This is a genomic window from Streptomyces sp. NPDC006739, assembly GCF_042869815.1.
Lineage (GTDB): Bacteria > Actinomycetota > Actinomycetes > Streptomycetales > Streptomycetaceae > Streptomyces.
The window spans coordinates 99641-116354 of sequence record NZ_JBIAGM010000002.1; the positions used below are offsets into that span (position 1 = coordinate 99641).

At 72.2% G+C, this 16714-nt stretch carries 15 protein-coding genes; 3 read left to right on the plus strand and 12 right to left on the minus strand.

From position 1 onward, the window contains the following. Positions 1–5: 5 nt before the first annotated feature. The 10 genes from ACFYMM_RS03840 to ACFYMM_RS03885 all read right to left on the minus strand — a co-directional run bounded on the left by ACFYMM_RS03840 (position 6) and on the right by ACFYMM_RS03885 (position 11084). A complete protein-coding gene (locus ACFYMM_RS03840) occupies positions 6–800 on the minus strand; it encodes a rhamnogalacturonan acetylesterase (RefSeq protein ID WP_388383504.1) in 795 nt (264 codons plus the stop codon). A 100-nt stretch (positions 801–900) separates the two neighbouring features. Then, positions 901–2235 carry an ABC transporter substrate-binding protein gene (locus ACFYMM_RS03845; RefSeq protein WP_388383506.1) on the minus strand — a complete coding sequence of 445 codons (1335 nt, stop codon included), beginning with the start codon at positions 2233–2235 and terminating at the stop codon, positions 901–903. A gap of 126 nt (positions 2236–2361) precedes the next feature. Beyond that, positions 2362–3864, minus strand: a complete 1503-nt coding sequence (locus ACFYMM_RS03850; RefSeq protein ID WP_388383508.1) for a family 43 glycosylhydrolase — start codon at positions 3862–3864, stop codon at positions 2362–2364. Then, entirely contained in the window at positions 3861–4706 is an 846-nt protein-coding gene (locus ACFYMM_RS03855; protein WP_388383510.1) for a PmoA family protein, read from the minus strand. The genes ACFYMM_RS03850 and ACFYMM_RS03855 overlap by 4 nt, the downstream gene beginning before the upstream one ends. After that, the gene (locus tag ACFYMM_RS03860) at positions 4703–5851 is read right to left on the minus strand and encodes a Gfo/Idh/MocA family protein (RefSeq protein WP_388383511.1); all 1149 of its coding nucleotides are present in this window, start codon (positions 5849–5851) and stop codon (positions 4703–4705) included. Before ACFYMM_RS03860 ends, ACFYMM_RS03855 begins: the two co-directional genes overlap by 4 nt. Before the next feature lie 55 nt (positions 5852–5906). Further along, a complete protein-coding gene (locus ACFYMM_RS03865; RefSeq protein ID WP_388383513.1) occupies positions 5907–6791 on the minus strand; it encodes a carbohydrate ABC transporter permease in 885 nt (294 codons plus the stop codon). After that, positions 6788–7723 (minus strand): carbohydrate ABC transporter permease, encoded by a 936-nt coding sequence (locus ACFYMM_RS03870; protein WP_388383515.1) that lies wholly within the window; start codon positions 7721–7723, stop codon positions 6788–6790. Before ACFYMM_RS03870 ends, ACFYMM_RS03865 begins: the two co-directional genes overlap by 4 nt. A 78-nt stretch (positions 7724–7801) precedes the next feature. Further along, positions 7802–9532: an L-arabinonate dehydratase gene (araD, locus tag ACFYMM_RS03875; protein WP_388383517.1), complete on the minus strand. Its 1731-nt coding sequence runs from the start codon at positions 9530–9532 to the stop codon at positions 7802–7804. Further along, on the minus strand, positions 9520–10431 hold the full coding sequence (locus ACFYMM_RS03880) for a dihydrodipicolinate synthase family protein (protein ID WP_388383519.1): 912 nt from the start codon (positions 10429–10431) through the stop codon (positions 9520–9522). Before ACFYMM_RS03880 ends, araD begins: the two co-directional genes overlap by 13 nt. Further along, entirely contained in the window at positions 10428–11084 is a 657-nt protein-coding gene (locus tag ACFYMM_RS03885; protein ID WP_388383521.1) for a GntR family transcriptional regulator, read from the minus strand. The genes ACFYMM_RS03880 and ACFYMM_RS03885 overlap by 4 nt, the downstream gene beginning before the upstream one ends. A gap of 180 nt (positions 11085–11264) precedes the next feature. On the opposite strand from ACFYMM_RS03885, the gene ACFYMM_RS03890 reads away from it, so the two are divergent. Continuing rightward, entirely contained in the window at positions 11265–12509 is a 1245-nt protein-coding gene (locus ACFYMM_RS03890) for an MFS transporter (protein WP_388383523.1), read from the plus strand. Here ACFYMM_RS03890 and ACFYMM_RS03895 read toward each other — a convergent pair. Next, positions 12446–13612, minus strand: coding sequence for a hypothetical protein (locus ACFYMM_RS03895; protein ID WP_388383525.1), 1167 nt, complete (start codon positions 13610–13612; stop codon positions 12446–12448). The two genes, ACFYMM_RS03890 and ACFYMM_RS03895, sit on opposite strands and share 64 nt — an antisense overlap. Then, positions 13609–14550 (minus strand): 5-dehydro-4-deoxyglucarate dehydratase, encoded by a 942-nt coding sequence (locus tag ACFYMM_RS03900; protein WP_388383526.1) that lies wholly within the window; start codon positions 14548–14550, stop codon positions 13609–13611. Before ACFYMM_RS03900 ends, ACFYMM_RS03895 begins: the two co-directional genes overlap by 4 nt. A 222-nt stretch (positions 14551–14772) precedes the next feature. Between ACFYMM_RS03900 and ACFYMM_RS03905 the strand changes: the two genes are divergently transcribed. Both ACFYMM_RS03905 and ACFYMM_RS03910 read left to right on the plus strand, forming a co-directional pair. Further along, on the plus strand, positions 14773–15582 hold the full coding sequence (locus tag ACFYMM_RS03905; RefSeq protein ID WP_388383528.1) for an NAD-dependent epimerase/dehydratase family protein: 810 nt from the start codon (positions 14773–14775) through the stop codon (positions 15580–15582). A 274-nt stretch (positions 15583–15856) separates the two neighbouring features. Next, complete coding sequence (locus ACFYMM_RS03910; protein ID WP_388383530.1) at positions 15857–16627, plus strand: DeoR/GlpR family DNA-binding transcription regulator; 771 nt, start codon at positions 15857–15859, stop codon at positions 16625–16627. The last annotated feature ends 87 nt before the right edge of the window (positions 16628–16714 follow it).

The following is a 16714-nucleotide window of genomic DNA, read 5'->3' on the forward strand; positions in this document are numbered from 1 at the left end:
TCGGGTCAGGCACCCGGCGCGGGCCAGGTGATCCAGGACGTGGGGATGTCCTCGTCCAGCCGGACGACGTCCGGCCGGGCCAGCACGCCGGTGCGCAGCAGCTCCCGCGCCACGAGCCGGGCCACCGCGATCGCGCCGGGCGGGTTGAAGTGCGTGTTGTCCTGCTCGGTGGCGGTCCAGTTGAAGTACGTCTTCGTCGCCTCCACGCCGAGCCGCTGCCACAGCGCCAGCGACAGCGCCTGGATGTCCAGCAGCGCCACGCCGTCCCGCCGGGCGAGCGCCCGCATGGCCGCCGGGTAGTCGCCGTGGGTGGGCAGGGCGTTGCCGTCGGCGTCGAACTTCCGCCGCTCGACGGAGGTGGCGAGCACGGGCCGGGCGCCATGGGCGCGGGCCCCCTCGACGTACCGCCGCAGATAGTCCTGGTAGGTCGTCCAGGGCTCGGTGTAGCGGGTGGGGTCGGCGGACTTCTCGTCGTTGTGCCCGAACTGGACGAGCAGGAGATCACCCGGCCGGATCACGGAAAGGACGGCGTCGAGCCGACCTTCGTCGACGAAGCTCTTGGAACTGCGTCCGTTCATGGCGCGGTTGGCGACCTGGATCTCCTTGCGGAGGAAGAACGGCAGGGCCATTCCCCATCCGGTCTCGGGTGCCTCGTCGGCGTACTTCTGGGCGGCGGTGGAATCACCCGCGATGTACAGGGTGCGCTGCCGGCGGACGGCCTGGGCGGTACCGGTGGCGGCGAGGGCGAGAGGAACGGCCGCCGCGGCGGCCAGGGTGACCTGTCGACGGGAAAGCGGCACTGCGGTGTCCTTTCGAACAGGGGGCAGGGCGACGTGCCGGGGGGCGCGGGACCGTGTCCTGTGCGGCTGTGCCCCCCACGAACCGGGTCCGGCCGGAAACTCAGTGGTTCTTCTTCCAGTCGGCCTGGGCCTTGTTCAGCTGATCGGCCAACGTGTCCAGGAAGTCCTTCGCGCTCAACTTCCCGAGCAGCACCTTCTGGAAGTCGGGCTCGTTGTCCGACTTGGAGATGGTGTTCCAGTCCGGCAGGTAGTACGGCAGCTGGACGATCTTCGTGCTGCCGCCGTTCAGCGCCTCGGCCGCGAGTTTGGTGGGCTCGGCCTGCTGGATCCAGGCGTCCTTGGCGGCCTCGACGTTCGCCGGCACCTGCCCCGCCGACCTGTTGAACTTCGAGTTCTCCTCGTGCGAGACGGCGAACTCGATGAACTTCCAGGCGGCCGCCTTGTTCTTGCCTGCCTTGAACAGGCTCAGCCCGTCGACCGGGTTGGAGATCTGCACCCGCGTGCCGTCCTGGAGCGTCGGGTTCGGAATGCCCTTGAACCTGTCGCCCAGCGCCTTCACATGGTCCTGGTAGGAGCCGAGGTTGTGGCTCAGCATGCCGATGGTGCCGCTGTCCCACTGGGCGACCATCTTGGTGAAGTCGTTGTTGACGTCGGCGGACGGTGTGTCCTTCTTGTACAGGGCGACGTACTTCGCGAGGGCGGCCACGTTCCTCGGGTCGTTGACGGTGGTCCTGTCACCGTTCCAGAACGAGGTGATCCCGCTCTGGCTGTACGCCGCGTCCAGGGCCGGCGCGATGGACCCCTTGCCGCCGCGAATGGTGAAGCCGAACCGGTTCTTGCCCCTGTCCGTGAGCCTGTCGGCGGCCTCGTAGAACTTCGCCCAGGTGGTCGGCGCGTCCAGTCCGGCCTTCTGGAACAGATCGGTGCGGTACCACAGCGTGCCGTTGTTCGCGGAGGTCGGCAGCTGGTACAGCTCGTCCCCGCCGCCGGCGGCCCGGCTGCTCGTCAGCAGGCTCTGGCTCAGCTTGCCGTTCAGCGCACTCTTCCGCAGCCGGCCGTCCAGCGGCTCCAGCGCCCCCTGGACCGCGACCTCGGCGAGCATCGCGGTCCCCACACCGCCCACGTCGGGCAGGCCGCCGCCCTGGATGGCGGTGTCGTACTTGGACTGGGCGCTCGCGGCGGGAATCCCGACGTACTCGACCTTGATGTCCGGGTTCTGCTTCTCGAAGTCGGCGATGATCTGCTTCCAGATGTCGGTCCGGACACCGCCGTTGTTGTCCCAGAAGGTGATGGTGCCCTTGCCGGAGCCCTCGTTGCCCTTGTCCCCGGCGCCGCCGCTGCCGTTGTCACCGCAGGCGGTGGCGGCCAGCACGAGGACGGAGCCCAGGGCGACGGCCAGGGCGGCGCGCCTGCTTCTGCGGATTCTGCTCTTCATCGGTCGGCTCTCTTCTTCCGGGTTCGTCTGGGTTCTGCTGGATCCGGGGGATACGGAGAGATGGGTCGGCAAGCGCTTGCTACGGGGGTGTGGCACGGCGGCTCCCAACAGGCGTGCGGGGTGAGGTCAGAGCGGAGTGACGCGGAAGTGCGTGAAGGCGGCGGCACCGGCGTGCCCCGGTCCGGTGGGCGCGACGGCGAACAGGCCGAGCAGCGCGCCGACCCAGCGCCAGGCGGTGGCGGCGAAGACGGGGCCCGAGGGGCGGAACCCGTCCCCGGTGTCGGCGAGGAACCGGCAGCGGGCCCCCGCCCCGATCTCGATGCGCAGCCGGGCGTGCCCCTCGGGCGCGGGCCGCTCGTGTGCGGCCTCCCGCTCCTGCTCGGCGTCGGCCTCGGCGAACCGGTGCACCAGGCGCACCGCCCCGTCGGCCGCCCGCCGCAGCCCGATCCAGCCGAACGTGTCCCCCAGCACCGCGAGCCCGGCCCGGGCCCCCGGCTCCTCGCTGTGCAGGCGTAGCTCCACCTCGACCGCAGACGGGCTGCCGGGCAGCCGCTGAGTGAGCACGTTCGCGAGTTTCCGCAGGTCATGGGCGTCGGGTGAACGGACGCAGGTCAGCCTGAGGCCGTCGCCCGCGTGCTGGGTGGCCCAGCCGACCTGTGGGTTGGCGGTCCAGCTCCACTGCCGGCCGAAGCGTCCGCCGGGGAAGTCGTCGTCGGTGGCGGGCGCGGCGGGCGGCTGCGGCGGCAGGTCGGGCCTCGCGTGTACGGCGACGGGGGCGCCCTCGTTCCCGATCACCGGCCAGCCCCCGTCGCCCCAGCGCATCGGCTGGAGGTGCACGACACGGCCGTACGCGCCCCGCCGCTGGAAGTGGACGAACCAGTCCTCGCCGGACGGGGTGCGCACCCAGCCCCCCTGGTGCGGTCCGTTGACGTCGGTGTCCTTCTGCTCCAGGACGATCCTCTCCTCGTACGGCCCGAAGAAGTCGCGCGAGCGGAAGGCGCCCTGCCAGCCGGTCTCCACTCCGCCGGCGGGCGCGAGGATCCAGAACCAGCCGTCGTGCCGGTAGAGCTTGGGGCCCTCCAGGGTGAACCACCCCGGTATCCGGTCGCCGTCGACGATCGGCTTGCCCTCGTCGAGGAGTTCGGTGCCGTCGGGGTGCATCCGGTGGCCGGTGAGGCGGTTCTTGACACCGGCGCGGGACTTGGCCCAGGCGTGCACGAGGTACGCCTCGCCGGTCTCGTCGTCCCACAGGGGGCAGGGGTCGATGAGGCCCTTGCCGGACTTGACCAGGTGGGGGCGGGTCCACGGGCCGCGGATCGCGGGGGCGTTGACCTGGAAGACGCCCTGGTCGGGGTCGCCCCAGAAGATCCAGAAGCGGTCGTCGTGATGTCTCAGCGACGGCGCCCAGACGCCGCGGTCGTGGCGCGGGGTCCGGAACTCGGCCGCGGGCTCCAGGAGGGTGAGCGCATGGCCCACCAGCGTCCAGTTGACCAGGTCGCGGGAGTGCAGCAGCGGCAGGCCGGGAGCACGTCCGAAGCTGGAGGCGGTGAGGTAGAAGTCCTCGCCGACGCGGAGGACGTCCGGGTCGGACCAGTCGGCGTCGAGGATCGGGTTGGTGTACGTAGTCACCGGCTCACCGCCTTGCGCACCAGTGCCGCCGCTCCGTCGCGGTCGAGCCGGCCGTCGGCGACGACGGTGACGACGCGCCTGACGACGGTGTCGCCCGGCTCGATCGCGAGGCGTTCGTCGTGCGCCAACGAGGAGCCCACGCCCGGGTATTCGGCGCTCCGCACGAACCAGGGGTCGCGGCGGGTGGCGTCCGTGGCACCGGCCAGGACGAGGGTCCAGGTGGTGCCGGCGAGGGCGAGCCAGTCGGCGCGGCTGCCGTGCACCTCCGGCTCGCCTGCCCGGTCGGGGGTGAAGACGTGGGGGTTTTCGGGCTCCTTGCGGGCGCGCCAGAAGAAGCCGCCGTACGCGGCGCCCGGGCGGCCGTTCGTGGCCGGGCTGCCGAAGGAGAGCGGGGCGGACGTCATGTTGGTGAGGGAGAAGGTGAAGTCCAGGGCCCAGGCGGTCCGGGTGAGTCCGGTGGCCGCCACGGTGCGGCGCTCGCGCAGCAGTTCCGCTCCCGACGCCACCCAGCGCAGCTCCTCCACGAAGCCGTCCTGGTCGCGCAGCTGGAAGGAGATGTGGCGCTGGGCCCCGTGGTTGTCGAGGTCGGTCGGCCCCTGGTCCCGCACGTAGGTGCGCCCGCCCCAGAAGTTGTGACCCTCGACGTCGGGAACGGCGACACCGACGCCGAGGTGGTGGGTGTGGTCGGCCGGGCTCAGCTCGGTGACCGCCGTACCGGACAGGGTGGTGACGGGGTGCAGGTAGGGGCGCGGGGAGAGGCGGGCCGGCAGTTCGGGCCGGGTGACGTAGCGGCCGACCGGGCGGCCCGCGACGCGCAGGACCAGGTTGTCGTGGGCCGTCATGTGCTCACCTCCTTCGGAAGGGCCCAGGAGGCGCCCAGCTCGGAGTAGAGGGCGAGGGTGTCGGCGGCGGCGGCGACCAGGCCGTCGATGCCGTGCACCACCCGGCGGTTCTCGGCGGGCAGCAGGTGCCAGGCGTCGGCGGGCAGCGGGGCCGGGTCGTCGGCCAGCCGGATCGCCTCGACGACCTTCATGAAGGCGCCGGTCGCGTCGGGTTCGACCAGCAGCCCGGCGCCCGTGGTGAGGTGCTGGACCAGGTTCTCCAGCAGGTCGGTGCGCCGGTACTCGGTCTCCTCCGGGCCGTGCCCGGCCCGCTGGAGCAGCACCCGGTCCTGCTTGTACCAGTAGGTGATCCGGCCGCTGGAGCCGTGCACCAGGACGTACGGTTCCCCCGGTTCCTCCGCGCACAGGGTCGCGGCGACGGTGACCGGGCCCAGCGGGGTGCTCACACGGACGCAGGAGGTGTCGTCGGACTCGATGTCGTTGGCGCGCAGCAGTTCGGTCTCGATGCCGGTGACGTCCTCGGCGCGGGTGGTGCCGAGCACGGCGAGGCTGGTGGCGACGGCGTGCGCGAGGGGGTTGGTGAGGACGCCGTCGACGACGTCGACACCGTTCAGGCGTCGCCTGCCCGCCCAGGGGGCCCGCCGGTAGTAGGCCTCGTCCCGGGCCCAGGCGCCGCCGCCGCCGACTCCGACGATCTCGCCGATCGCGCCCTGGGCGATCAGCCGGCGGATGGCGGGCACGGCGTGCGAGCCGAGCGACTGGAAGCCGATCTGGCAGCCGACCCCGGCCTCGGCGACGCCGTCGGCCATCCGGCGGAACTCGGCGTACGACGGCGCGGGCGGCTTCTCCAGCAGGATGTGCACCCCGCGTTCGGCGGCCGTCAGCGCCAGGCCGGTGTGGGTGGGGATCGGTGTGCAGACGACGGCGATGCGGGCGCCGGTGGAGTCGAGCAGGCCCCCGAAGTCGGGGGACTGCGCGGGCGTGCCCAGTCCGTGCGGGATCTCCTCGTCGGTGAGCGGGGTCAGCTCGCAGATCCCGGCCAGCCGCACGAGCCCCGCGCGCTGGAGCCGGCGGATGTTGTCGAGGTGCCAGTGGCCGTGGCCGCGCGCGCCGGCCAGGACGATCGGTGGGGCTGTGCTGTTCATGGGATCCTCCCCGCGCTCGGTGTCCGGTCGCCGACGAGGGTGGCACGGCGCGGGCTCACCCCTTCACCGCCCCCGCGCTGAATCCGGTGATCAGCCACTTCTGGATGAAGGCGAACACGATCACCACGGGTACGGCGGCGATGATGCCGCCCGCCGCCAGTGCGCCCAGGTCGACGCTGTCCACGCTCATCAGGGTGTTGAGGCCGACCGGGATGGTCTGCTTGCTCTGGTCGGACAGGAACATCAGGGCGAACAGGAAGTGGTTCCAGGCGTGCACGAAGGCGAAGGAGCCGACGGCGATCAGTCCGGGCCGCAGCAGCGGCAGGACGACGATCCGGAAGGCGGTCAGCCGGTTGCAGCCGTCCACCCAGGCGGCCTCCTCCAGGGAGTACGGCACGTTCCGGATGAAGCCGCTGATCAGGATCATGGACAGCGGCAGCTGGAAGACGGTCTCGGCGAGGATGACACTGCCCAGCGAGTTGATCATCGACAGCTTCGCGAAGATCTGGAAGAGCGGGACCAGCAGCAGCGCGCCCGGCACGAACTGGGAGCAGAGCAGGGCCAGCATGAAGGCGCGCTTGATCCGGAAGTCGAAACGGGCCAGGGCGTAGCCGCCGGCCAGCGCGACGACCGTGGTCAGCAGGAGCGTCGCGACGCCGACGTAGACGCTGTTGGTGAAGTAGGTGCCGAAGCCGCGCCCGGTCCACACCTTCCGGAAGTGGTCGAAGGTGACGGGCCAGGGCAGGAGCGAGGTGGAGCCGTCCGGGCGCAGGGCGAAGAGCAGGATCCAGTAGAAGGGGATCAGCGTGAACAGGAGGTAGATGCCCAGGGGGACGTAGATGTGCCGGCGCGGCACCTGGTCCCAGGAGCGTCGCCCGCGGCGCGGCCGGGCAGGCTCGGACGCCACGCGCTCGGGTGCGGGCGCGATCTCGGTGATCACTTCTCGTCGCCTCCGAACTTGCTCAGCCGCAGATAGACGATCGAGCAGAAGAGCAGGATCACGAACGCCACCGTCGTCAGGGCGGAGGCGTAGCCGAAGTTGTGGGCGTCGACGCTGGTGTTGGCGATGTAGAGCGGCAGGGTCGTGGTCTCGCCGGCCGGGCCGCCGCCGGTGAGGGTGTAGAGCAGGTCGACGTTGTTGAACTCCCACACCGCACGCAGCAGCGTGGACAGGACGATGGCGTCCTTCAGGTGGGGCAGGGTGATGTGCCGGAACTGCTTGAGCCGGCTCGCGCCGTCGACCTCGGCGGCCTCGTACAGGTCCTTGGGGACGGACTGGAGGTCGGCGAGGATGAGGATCGCGAAGAAGGGGACGCCCCGCCACAGGTCGGCGACCACCGCCGCCGGGAAGACGGTCGAGGTGTCCGAGAGCCAGCTGGTGCCGTAGGAGCCGACGCCCAGGTCGGCGAGGTAACGGGTGACGCCGGTCTGGGAGTTGTAGAGCAGGACCCAGATCGCGGAGGTCAGGACGCCCGAGACGGCCCACGGGGAGAACACCAGCGCGCGGCCCACCGCCCGCCCCACGAAGGTCTGGTTGACGATCAGCGCCAGGACCAGACCGAACAGCAGCTGCAGCCCGACCTCGACCACCACCCACTTGGCGCTGAAGGTCAGCGTGTCCCAGAACTGCGGGTCGTGCGAGAAGGCCTGGGTGAAGTTGTCGAGGCCCGCGAACCCGTTGCGCCACGGCTTGGTGGGGTTGTAGTTCTGCAGGCTGTAGTAGAAGACGCTGATGACCGGGTAGGCGATGAAGCCCAGCATGAGCAGGGCGGCCGGGGCGATCAGCAGGTACGGCAGTCTGCGCGGCGTCGCGGAGGCACGGCGCCGCCGGGGTGGCGCGGGGGGGTTCGCCACGGCTGCGGCTTGGGCCATGACTGTCTCCGTTCTCGGTACGTCGTACGGGAAGCGCTTTCTCCATGGGCATGGGTGTGCGAGTCCGCACCACTGCGGTCAGCCCGCGTAGGGGTCGCGCACCGTGCCCGGACGGGCCAGGAACTCGAAGTCGCAGCCGGTGTCGGCCTGGGTGATCTGTTCGTTGTAGAGCGCTCCGTAGCCGCGCTCGTAGCGGGTGGGCGGCGGCACCCACCGCGCCCTCCTGCGTTCCAGCTCGGCGTCGTCCACGTCGAGCCGGAGGGTGCGGGCCTCGACGTCCAGAGTGATCCGGTCGCCCGTGCGCACGAGGGCCAGCGGGCCGCCGACGTACGACTCGGGTGCCACGTGCAGCACACAGGCGCCGTAGCTGGTCCCGCTCATCCGCGCGTCGGAGATCCGCACCATGTCGCGTACGCCCTGCTTGAGCAGGTGGTCCGGGATCGGGAGCATGCCGTACTCGGGCATGCCGGGACCGCCCTTGGGGCCGGCGTTGCGCAGGACCAGCACGCTGTCGGCGGTGATGCCGAGGGACGGGTCGTTGATGGTCCGCTGCATCTGCTTGTAGTCGTCGAAGACGACCGCGGGGCCGGTGTGCTTGAGCAGGTGGGGCTCGGCGGCGATGTGTTTGATGACCGCGCCGTCCGGGCAGAGGTTGCCGCGCAGCACCGCGACCCCGCCCTCGCTCGCGACCGGGTTGTCCCGGGGGCGGATGACATCGTCGTTGTGCACCCGCGCGCCGGCGAGCTGCTCGCGCAGGGTGTCGTGCGACACCGTGGGCCGGTCCAGGTGGAGCAGGTCGGTGATCCGGGAGAGGAAGCCGGGCAGGCCGCCGGCGAAGTGGAAGTCCTCCATGAGGTACGTCCGGCCGCCGGGGCGGACGTTGGCCAGGACCGGGACCGTGCGGGCGATGCGGTCGAAGTCGTCGAGGGTGAGCCGTGCGCCGGCGCGGCCCGCCATGGCGATGAGGTGGATGACGGCGTTGGTGGAGCCGCCGAGGCCGAGGACCGTGGTGACGGCGTCCTCGAACGCCTCCTGGGTGAGGATGTGCGACAGCCTGCGGTCCTGGTGGACCAGTTCGACGATGCGCAGGCCCGCCCGGGCGGCCATCCGGTCGTGCCCGGAGTCCACCGCGGGGATGCTCGACGCGCCCGGCACGGTGACGCCGAGCGCCTCGGCGGCGGCGGTCAGCGTGGACGCCGTACCCATGGTCATGCAGTGGCCGGGCGAGCGGGCCAGGCCGCTCTCCAGCTCGGCCATCTCGCAGTCGCCGATGAGGCCGGCCCGTTTGTCGTCCCAGTACTTCCACATGTCGGTCCCGGAGCCGAGGACCTCGTCGCGCCAGTGCCCGGGGAGCATCGGGCCGGCCGGCACGAAGACGGCCGGCAGGTCGACGGTGGCGGCACCCATCAGCAGCGCGGGCGTGGACTTGTCGCAGCCGCCCATCAGGACGGCGCCGTCCACCGGATAGGACCGCAGCAGTTCCTCGGTCTCCATCGCGAGCAGGTTGCGGTACAGCATGGGGGTCGGTTTCTGGAAGGTCTCGCTGAGGGTGGAGACCGGGAACTCCAGCGGGAAGCCGCCGGCCTGCCACACCCCGCGCTTCACGGCCCCCGCCCGATCCCTTAGGTGCACATGACAGGGGTTGATGTCGGACCAGGTGTTGAGGATCGCGATGACGGGCTTGCCGAGGTGTTCCTCGGGGAGGTAGCCGAGCTGGCGGGTGCGGGCGCGGTGACTGAAGGAACGCAGGCCCTCGGTCCCGTACCACTGGTGGCTCCTGAGCTCCTCCGGGCGCTTCACAGGGACCACCCCGCGGCTATGGCGGCGACCTCGGCGCGCTCGTCCTCGGGCAGCTGTCTGCTGGGCGGACGGACCTCGCGGCGGCACAGGCCGAGGGAGGCGAGGGCCTCCTTGACGACGGTGACGTTGTTGGCGGAGCCGCCCTCGGCGCGCAGTTCCTCGAAGCGGCGGATCTGCTCCCAGACCTTCATGGCGGCCGGGTAGTCGCCGGCCCGGAGCGCTTCGATCATGTTCAGCGAGACGGCCGGGGCGACGTTCACCAGTCCGGAGGTGAAGCCGGTGGCGCCCGCGGAGAAGTAGGAGGGGGCGTACGGCTCGGCGAGCCCGGCGACCCAGACGAAGCGGTCGAGCCCCGCGTCCCGCGCGAAGGAGGCGAACTTCGCGGCGTCCGGGACGGCGTACTTGACGCCGATCACGTTCGGACAGGCGTCGGCGAGTTCGGCGAGGCGGGCGCCGAGCAGCTGGGCGTTGCGGATGTAGGGCACCACGCCCAGTTCGGGGACGGCCTCGGCGATGGCGCGGTGGTAGTCGACCCAGCCGTCCTGCGAGACGTAGGGGTGGACCGGCTGGTGGACCATGACCATCTGGGCGCCGAGTTCACGGGCGTGGCGTGCGGAGGCGATGGCGGTGGGCACGTCGTGGCCGACGCCGACGAGGACGACGGCGCGCCGGCCGGCCTCCTCGACGGTCAGCTCGGTGACCAGCTGCCGCTCCTCGGGGGTGAGGGCGTAGAACTCGCCGGTGTTGCCGTTGGGGGTGAGGGTGGTGATCCCGCCGTCGAGCAGGCGGCGCAGCAGGGCCCGGTGGGTGTCCCGGTCGACGGTGCCGTCCTCGGCGAACGGGGTCACCGGGATGGCCACCACGTCGGCCAGGGCGGCCCGCTGGGTGTCGAACGCCACGCTGCTCATTCCTGGCCTTCCTCTGCCTGGGCGTCGGGGAACGCACGCCGGACGAACGACGCGATGTGGGCGTGCAGGGCGCCGGCCGCGCCGTCCGCGTCACCGGCCAGCGCGAGCCGCAGGATCTCCCGGTGCTCGGCGGCCTCCCGCTCCCAGGAGGGGTCGGCGGCCCAGGCGACGGCGGAGACCAGGGCCGCCTGGTCCCGGATTTCGTCGAGCATCCGGCCGAGCAGCGGGTTGCCGCAGGGCAGGTACAGGGCGCGGTGGTACTCGCGGTTGGCCAGGGAGCGTTCGGCGGTGTCGGTGGCGTCGTCGGCCCGGGTCAGCGCGTCACGGGCGGCGTCGAGGGAGGCCCCGCGCCGCACCGCCCGCTTCAGCGCCTCGGGTTCGAGCAGCAGCCGTACGTCGTAGACCTCCCGCGCCATGTCCGCGTCGACCATGCGCACCGTGACGCCCTTGTACTGGCTCATCACGACCAGCCCGGTCCCGGCGAGCGTCTTCAGCGCCTCCCGCACCGGGGTCTTGGAGACCCCGAACTGCGCGGCCAGCTCGGTCTCCACCAGGGCCTGTCCGGGCGTCAGCCGACCGGTCAGGATGCGGTGCTTGATCGCGTCCAGCACGTACTGCGTGCGGGACGGGATCGGCGTGGGCACAGAGGTCATGCGCGCCTCTCGGATCTCACATATGGCGTCTCATATATGACGTACGAAGTACGACGCGATGAAAGTAGGAGCGATGCGGCGTCGCCGTCAATGCTTCTGACAGAGGAAGTGGCCCCCGGGCGTCCTGTAGGGCATCTGCCCGATGCGCCGCGGCGGGCCTCAGACCCACGATGGCCAGGCATGACGAGCTTGACGACATCGACCTGGAGCGTGCTGCGCGTGCTGCGCGACCGCAACGCCGGCCTGTATCTCGCCGGTCTGGTGATCTCCGCCTTCGGCAGCTCCGCGCTCGGCCTGGCGGCCGGCGTGTGGGTCAAGGACCTCACCGGCTCGAACGGCCTGGCCGCCCTGTGCCTGCTCGCGGTCTGGGCACCGACCCTGGCCGGCCCGGCGCTCGGCACGATCGCCGACCGCGTCCGCCGCAAACCCCTGCTCATCTGGACCAACCTGGGCCTGGCCGCCCTCCTGCCCGCCCTGCTCACCGTCCGCACCCCGGCCGGACTGTGGCTGCTCTTCGCCGTCCTGCTGGTGTACGGCGCGACCACCGTCGTCCAGGACGCCGCCGAGTCGGCCCTGGTCGCCGCCGCCGTCGACCGTCACCTGCTCGGTGACTTCAACGGGCTGCGGACGACCGCGGTGGAGAGCGTGAAACTGGCCGCCCCGCTGACGGGCGCGGCCCTGTACGGGGCGTACGGCGGCCCGGGCGTCGCCTGCCTGGACGCCCTCACCTTCGCACTGGCGGCGGTCCTGTGGATTCCCGTGCGCGCCCCCGAGGAGCGGCCGGAGCGGCCCGCCGGCGACTGGCGGCGGCAGACCGCCGAGGGCGCCCGCCATCTGTGGGGCCACCCGCTGCTGCGCCCGCTGGTGCGCGCGGGCGGTGCCACGATGCTCTTCACGGCCCTGAACAGCACGATGACCTACGCCGTCGTGGACGCCCTCGGCCGCTCCCCCGCCTACGCCGGCGTGCTGTACGCCGGCCAGGGCGTCGGCTCGGTGGCCACCGGGCTCGTGTCGGGGACGGCGCTGCGGCGGCTGGGCGAGCGGCGGTTCGCGGCCGCCGGGATCGCGCTGACGGCGGTGTCGGTGGCCGCGCGGGCGGTGCCGTCCGAGCCGGTGGCGCTGGCATGCGCGGTGGCGGGCGGGCTGGGTCTGCCCTGTGTGCTGATCGCCGCGCTCACCGCCGTACAGCGCGAGACGCCCGGACCGCTGCTGGGCCGGGCGACCGCCACCGCGGGCACCCTGATGTTCACGCCGACCGCGCTCGGCCTCGCCGTCGGTGCGGGACTGGTCGAACTGGTGGACCACCGGCTGCTGCTGGGCCTGTTCGGCCTGGCGCTGTCCGCGACGGCGGCCTCCCTGGTTCAGCGTCCCGACAGCGCCTCGCGCACCGACGCCAGGTCCCCGTCCGACGCCAGCCCGGCGTGATACAGGCGCAGTTCGGTGGCGCCGAGCGACCGCGCCCGTTCCGCGTCGGCGGCGAGAGTGCCGGGGCTGCCGCCCATCCCGGAGACCACGGTGAAGTTGGCGGCCAGCACGGTGTCCTCGCCCGCCCGCTCGGCGAAGGGCGCCAGCAGGTCCGTACCACCCGCGCACGGCACCACGACTCCGTCCGCGACGGACAGGATGTGCGCGGGGTCCACGCCCGCGTTGGCACCGCAGTGGTACGGCACCGGGTCCGCGTGGAGCAGCACCTGGAAGCCCTCCGGCGCGGCGGCGCGTACGGCGGCGACGGCCTCCTCCTGGAGTCCGCGGGCGGTTCCCTCGCGCCACGCGCGCGTGGCGGCCGCCGTGGTGTCACCGAGGAGCTTCTCGACCGCCGGCCAGCCGCCATCGTCCGGCGCGCCCCGCCACAGCGGCTCCAGCGCGGCTCGTACGGCGGCGGCCAACGCGTCCGGGTCCAGGCCCTGTTCGCCGTACCCGGCGCGGCAGGCCGGGCAGAAGCACAGCGACATCAGGTACTGCCCGGCGTCCCCGAGGCTCACCCCGGAGGTCTTGTCGTGGGCGTGCAGGTGCTGGAGCCCGTACCAGCCGAGGGACTCCAGCTCGGTGCCCCGCGCGCCGGGCCGTACGGCGGCCTCGGCGGCCAGGTCGACGAGGTACGCGCGCGTGGCGGGCTGCGCGACGCAGGGCGCCCACGGGTAGCGGTCGCCGTAGGCGTTGACGACCGAGGTGTCCGGGTGCTCGGCGCCCAGGCGGGAGTTGTGCGCGAGGACGACCCAGGTGTGCACCTCCAGGCCGGCCGCGGTGAGCGCCTCGGCGGCCTCGCCGTGGGCGTCGCCCGGGGCCCAGTCGCCGGCCGGATGGGGGCGCAGGGGGCGGCCCGCCCAGCGGTCGGCGTCGAGGGGGTAGAGCACGGCGGCGTGCTCGGCCGTGACCACGCGGTGGCGGGGATGGCGGGGAGTGAGGGCGCGCGTGGAGTGGTAGGCGGACGCGAGGGTCGCCCCGGCCACGCCGAGCGCGGCGATCCGCGCGGGTGCCTCCGGGTCCCCGTTGACGTCCCAGGGGTAGACGAATGCCGACGCCTTCACGCGTCCTCCTCCAGCAGCGCGTAACCCCGCTCGATCAGCCGAGCGAGTTGTCCGACATGGTCCTCGGTCGGCTCGTGCAGCGGGGGCCGCACCTCCCCGACGTCCAGGCCGCGCAGCCGCACGCCCGCCTTGACCAGCGCCACCGCGTAGCCGCGGCCCTGGGCGCGCAGTTCGACGAAGGGCCGGAAGAACCCGTCCAGCAGGCGCCGTACGGCCGGCTCGTCGCCCTCGCCGAGGGCCCGGTGGAAGGCGAGGGCGATCTCGGGGGCGAAGCAGAAGACGGCCGAGGAGTACAGGGTGATGCCGAGGGCACGGTAGGCGAGCTGGGTCTGTTCGGCGGTCGGCAGGCCGTTGAAGTACAGGAAGTCGCCGGGGACCTCGGTGCGTACGGCACTGACGACGCGCTGCATCAGGTCAAGGTCGCCGAGGCCGTCCTTGAGGCCGATGATGCCGTCCGTGCGGGCCAGTTCGACCACGGTCCGCGGGGTGAACAGGGCGTTGTCGCGCTGGTAGACGATCACCGGCAGGTCGGTGGCGGCCGTCAGCTCCCGGTAGTGCCGCAGCAGCCCTTCCTGTCCGGCGAGCACCAGGTAGGGGGGCATGGCGAGCAGTCCGTCGGCGCCCGCCTCGCGCGCGAGACGCGCGTAGCGGACGGCGAGCGCGGTGCCGTACCCGGCGCCCGCGACCACCGGAACGCGCCCCTCGGCCGCCTCGACGGCCGCCCGGACCGAGACCTCGAACTCCTCGGGCAGCAGCGCGTGGAACTCGCCGGTGCCGCAGCAGGCGAACACGGCGGCGGCCCCGGCCTCGACTCCGCGGCGCACATGGGTGCGGTACACGTCGAGGTCGACCGAGCCGTCCGGGCCGTACGCGGTGACGGGGAAGAACAGCGGCCCGCGCGGGTCACGGAGCCGGTCGGCGAGAGGGGCTGGCGTCACGGGCGCTCCCAGTCGATGCAGGTCTCTGATCGGCGTCTATATTTCTGAACCCGACCACGCTAAGGGCCCCGCACAATGCGGGTCAAGCACGCAAACCCGCAACACAGCAGCGGATTTCCGCACGCCACGCCACACTTGACCCCGTACGCCACCGCTCCTTACGGTGTCCACGCATGTGAATGCTGGACATGAATGAGGCCGCCCGACGCTAGGAGACCCAGGATGCCCGCTCCCCGTACCGTTCTGCTCACCGGCGCCGCAGGCGGGCTCGGGACGCTGATGCGGGACCTGCTCCCGGAGTACGGCTACGAACTGCGCCTGTTCGACGTGCGCCCCGTCGAGGGCGCGCCCGACGCGATCACCGCGGACCTCACCGACCCGGCGGCCCTGCGCGAGGCGGTGCGCGGCGTGGACGCGGTCCTCCACCTGGCGGGCATCTCCCTGGAGGCGCCCTTCGAGAAGATCCTCCGCTCGAACATCGAGGGCACCTACAACCTCTACGAGGCCGCCCGCCAGGAGGGTGTGCCACGTGTCGTCTTCGCCTCCTCCAACCACGCCGTCGGCTTCGCCCCGGCCCCGCGCGCGGGCGACGCGCTGATCCCGGTCGACACCCCGCACCGCCCGGACACCTTCTACGGCCTGTCCAAGTCCTTCGGCGAGGACCTCGCCCAGCTCTACTGGGACAAGCACGGCCTGGAGACCGTCTCCGTGCGCATCGGCTCCTGCTTCCCCGAGCCGACCAGCGTGCGCATGCTCTCGGTGTGGATGAGCCCGGCCGACGGCGCCCGCCTCTTCCACGCGGCGCTGACCGCCGAGGAGGTCGGCCACACGGTGGTCTACGGCTCCTCCGCCAACACGCGCCTGTGGTGGGACCTGACGACCGCCCGGGCGCTCGGCTACGAGCCGCGGGACGACTCCGAGCCGTACGCCGACAAGCTCATCGCCGAGCAGGGCGAACTGGATCCCGGGAACCCGGCCCACACCCACCTGGGCGGCCACTTCGTGAGCGACCCGCCGATCTGGCCGTACTGACCCTCCGCCGTACCGGGGAAGGCGGAAAACGAGCGTTCGCGAGGGCGGGCGGGCAGCGAACGGGCCCGCCCGCCTCCCCATGCGGGCACCGAAGGCGCCCGATCCCACCCGAGCCAGCACGGCCGCGCAGGTCCGAGGCGGGCACCGGGGCCGGCGAACGGGCACACCCGGGCAGGATCGGGCCCGCAACAGACCTGGTCAGCACCGCGCCCCCGCTGTAGAACTTCCCCCATGAGCCCGAACGGGCAGCGGCACAGGGAAAGCGGGTGACGACATGGGCACCAGGACGGCGGAGGACCGCCGGCGCGAGATCGTGCTGGCCGCGCGGGCCACCGGCTCGGTCGACGTCACCGCGCTCGCCGCAGAGCTGGGCGTGGCCAGGGAGACCATCCGGCGCGATCTGCGCGCGCTGGAGGACCACGGCCTGGTGCGCCGCACCCACGGGGGCGCCTATCCGGTGGAGAGCGCCGGGTTCGAGACGACGCTCGCCTTCCGGGCCACCAGCCATGTTCCCGAGAAGCGAAGGATCGCGACCGCCGCCGCGGACCTGCTGGGCGACGCCGAGACGGTCTTCGTCGACGAGGGCTTCACCCCGCAGCTCATCGCCGAGGTCCTGCCCCGGGACCGGCCGCTGACCGTGGTCACGGCGTCCCTGCCGGTGGCCGGCAGCCTGGCCGGCGCCGAGAACACGTCGGTGCTGCTGCTCGGCGGCCGGGTCCGCTCCGGCACCCTGGCCACCGTCGACCACTGGACGACGAGGATGCTCTCCGGCTTCGTCGTCGACCTCGCCTACATCGGCGCCAACGGCATCTCCCGCGAACACGGTCTGACCACGCCCGACCCCGCCGTCAGCGAGGTCAAGGCGCAGGCCGTGCGTGCCGCCCGGCGCACCGTCTTCGCGGGTGTGCACACCAAGTTCGGCGCGGTGAGCTTCTGCCGGTTCGCCGAGATCGGCGTCCTGGAGGCGATCGTGACCAGCACCCTGCTCCCGGCGGCCGAGGCCCACCGGTACTCGTTGCTGGGGCCGCAGGTCATCCGGGTCTGACGTCCGAACCCGGCCCACCCTCTCCGTCCGAGAACCCAACTCACCACCCGGGAGTACCTCCACACCCGGTAGCGCCCTTTATCTCCC